The 3,035-nt window shown below is 41.5% G+C and carries 3 protein-coding genes and 1 pseudogene; all 4 read right to left on the reverse strand.

Annotated elements, in window-relative coordinates; genetic code table 11:
• A partial coding sequence (locus AKK44_RS08365; protein WP_236686767.1) for a gp58-like family protein occupies positions 1–967 on the reverse strand: 967 nt, incomplete at its 3' end.
• Positions 968–975: 8 nt separating this feature from the next.
• Entirely contained in the window at positions 976–1,593 is a 618-nt protein-coding gene (locus tag AKK44_RS08370) for a hypothetical protein (protein WP_054279294.1), read from the reverse strand.
• 1 nt (position 1,594) lies between these two features.
• Entirely contained in the window at positions 1,595–2,626 is a 1,032-nt protein-coding gene (locus AKK44_RS08375; protein WP_054279295.1) for a hyaluronate lyase N-terminal domain-containing protein, read from the reverse strand.
• Positions 2,626–3,035: pseudogene (locus AKK44_RS08380) on the reverse strand (phage tail spike protein); the annotation flags it as partial. The gene AKK44_RS08375 and the pseudogene AKK44_RS08380, both read right to left, overlap by 1 nt.

Consider the following 3,035-nt stretch of genomic DNA (forward strand, 5'->3'; position numbering starts at 1 on the left):
GAATGCGACTGATAGCACCTTCTCGGTTGCGAATCTCTTGTGAGATTTGATTAGCAGTCGCTTGATATGTTGATTGTAATCCACTAATCTTAGACTCAAGCTCTGTGCGCATACCCTGATTGCTACGAGTAAACTCTGCTCGCAAGCCATCAAGCTTATTCTCGTAAGCTTCCGTTGTGCCATCTGAAGTCGTTGTGATTTTCGCGGATAATTTGCGCAATTCATCATCATACTTTTGCGACAAACCTCTAGCAGATGATGCAATTTCTGCTTGTAGTCCAAGTTTTTCGTCTCGAATTGTCGTTTTTAGACCTTCAATGCCAGATTGGAAAGAAGCCGATAACTGCTTATCTGCATCTTTGTAATCTTGCCTCAACCCCGCAACACTAGCCTGAATGACTGCCGTTTTTTCGTTTGCTTGATTTATCGAAAAGCGCAGACCATCGACGGTCAAGCCCATTTCGGCAGTTTTTTGCTCTAGTAAGCTTTCAAGTTTAACGCGTTGGCCTTGCACAGTTTTGGTGAACTCTGATTTGAGTCCACGCTCTGTGTCTGAAATTGTCTCTCTGATTCCCCTAGCAGTTTCTAGAATCTCATTTTTGATAGTCGTGTCGAAGTACGTTCTCAACATGCCTCTGTTGTTAATCTTGATTTTAGACCATAAGTTCGAGTTCTCTGTATCGGTCATCTCAAGATTGATTTCTTTGATACTGTTGAGTGCTTCTTCTAAGCCTTTGAAAATACCTGTTGATTCACCGCTACCTTCAATAACGAAAGGCGCAACGTAATCTGTTGCTTTATTCCCTTTTTCAATCATAATCTGACTGAACTTTGCGTTACCAAGGCAATCGCTGGCAAGTCTGACAGAATTGGTATTTTGTCGAGGTGTGAACGTGTAGAAAACACGTCCGTCTGGCAAAATCGTTACGTTTTCTTCGTTAATAGTTGTTGTTGGGTCTCTGCTCATTTTCCCTCCTAACTTTCACCGTAAATTTGAACATAAACAGGGTTAAAACTACTTATAACTAACTCCCTTTGTGAACTTATTTGTGTAAAGAAATAAACACCGCCGATAGACATGTAACCTGTTGTAATTTGCTCTGCTTTTTTTACGACAGTTTCTCCGTTTACAACAAAGTAATAAGTTGGATAAGCTGATAAGAATACATCATCGCCAGTCAACATATCATTGAAAATAAGTTTTTTGGTTTTTTCTGGCTTTTGCTCACTTATCCAAATCACTCGATTATTTGATACGACTCTTGCGATATTTTTACCGTTAATCACAATACTTTTAAAGTTCCAAGAGTTTCCTTGTGGGGTATCTGGTCGTGGCGGTGGCGCGCTAGGGCTACGGTAGGTTCTAGCGTCGGTGTAGATTCTGTCTCGTGTAGTTGTGAACTCTTTGAGTCCATCTCGTGTATACAACAAAGCTCTGAAAGCTCTGAATCCAAAATAATCAGAGATGCTATCCCCTGGAAGATATACTGTGCCGACCTCAAAATCATCAAAATACGCGTGATCGCCGTAATCGCCGTTTTCTAAGAGCTTGTAAGCCCCCTCGACGTAACTTGCATCTTTAAAAACTACCATTTTAAGCCCTCTCGAAGACAATCATTCCGTTGGTATTTCTCGGCACTTGTCCTTTATCCACAACTCGTACAGACAGAAATTGACCTGTTGTTTCGTCTTTAATTTTTCCAATGTTTTGTAGTTCAGGCATTATAGTTGCAATCCGTGCATAACTGCTGAGTTCAGAACGTCTCACGACGTCTCTTGGTACTGTAGAGTTTTGAAGCGCTTGAGAAAGACCAGGAATGTCAGCAATGCTATGAGTGTGCCTTACAGGAGCATACCTGTTTGTCACTTTCGTTTCAATGACTCGCTCCATAGCTGATGCTACTTTTTGCAAGCTGACGCCTTCGCCCTCTCCTTTTTTGACATATTCAGATAAATCGTCTTTTGTAGCGATATTTTCAGGTAATTTCACTTTTTCTAAAATTCTATCTAATCCTACAATATCTGTAGCAGTGTGATAATGTGTGAAACTAGCTTTTTTATCAAGTGCACTTTGCAAACCATTTACATCTTCGATGCTATGTTTGTGTTTTTTTTCTGCACAAGTACGATTAACATCGTTTTTTGTTGGATAGTTAGCTAACTGCTTGCTAACATCAATCTCTTTAAGCTCTGCTTTTGTCGCATAACCTGATAAATCAACATCTTTTGCTTTGATTTGAGCAATTTGTTCAGGCGTTAAGTCCTCAAATTTTAGCGGGTCACCTTTTTCGCCCCTTGGCCCCGTTTTACCCACTGGCCCCGGTTCGCCACGCTGTCCTGTTGGTCCAGGAGGGCCTTGTGGCCCCGTCTCTCCTATCGGCCCTCGTTCGCCTGTCTTTCCTGTTAGACCTTGTGGCCCTCGTTCTCCAGCGGGCCCTGGTTCTCCTCGTGGTCCACCTTGATACTTCAATTTTTCATATTGATTTTTGCCATCACCGAACTTGCTGTGGCCAGTATCGGACTCATAAACAAGTTCGCCTTCAGGTAGGATAATACCGCTAGCTTCCCATTCGCTTTTTGTCATGCCTTTATGCCTGACTCTGGCAGATATAACTTCTCCTGACATTAAATACCTCCATTTCCATCAAAAATAACATCTGGGTTTTCCCCCCACTCTAAAACTAAATCAGTGTTGTTCCCGTCCACAATCTCTTTATACTCCATATCAAGAGCTATTTCCTGCCTTTCTGACGCATTTAAATCTATCCGTTTAGATTTATACCAATCACCAGTTAGAACGCCTGTGAATGAAAATGGATAGGTCTGAATGACATTGCTATCTTTATTTAAAACAAAAGTCTCTGGTTCCATCTTGGCCTTTGTTGGCGTTAAAACAAGCTTGACACCTTTGTTGTTTTTCTGCGTCAACGTGATAGCGACTTTTTGAAGTAGCTCACAAGCTTGATTGAAGCTGATAGTGTAAGTTTCGCCCACTTTGAAGCCACCATCGTTAGCCTCAAGTTCAATGTAGTCTT

Source organism: Streptococcus phocae (assembly GCF_001302265.1).
Classification (GTDB): domain Bacteria; phylum Bacillota; class Bacilli; order Lactobacillales; family Streptococcaceae; genus Streptococcus; species Streptococcus phocae.

Coding starts and splice junctions, on each gene's coding strand:
- AKK44_RS08370 (WP_054279294.1), bottom strand. CDS start 1,593: ATGGTAGTTTTTAAAGATGCAAGTTACGTCGAGGGGGCTTACAAGCTC.
- AKK44_RS08375 (WP_054279295.1), bottom strand. CDS start 2,626: ATGTCAGGAGAAGTTATATCTGCCAGAGTCAGGCATAAAGGCATGACA.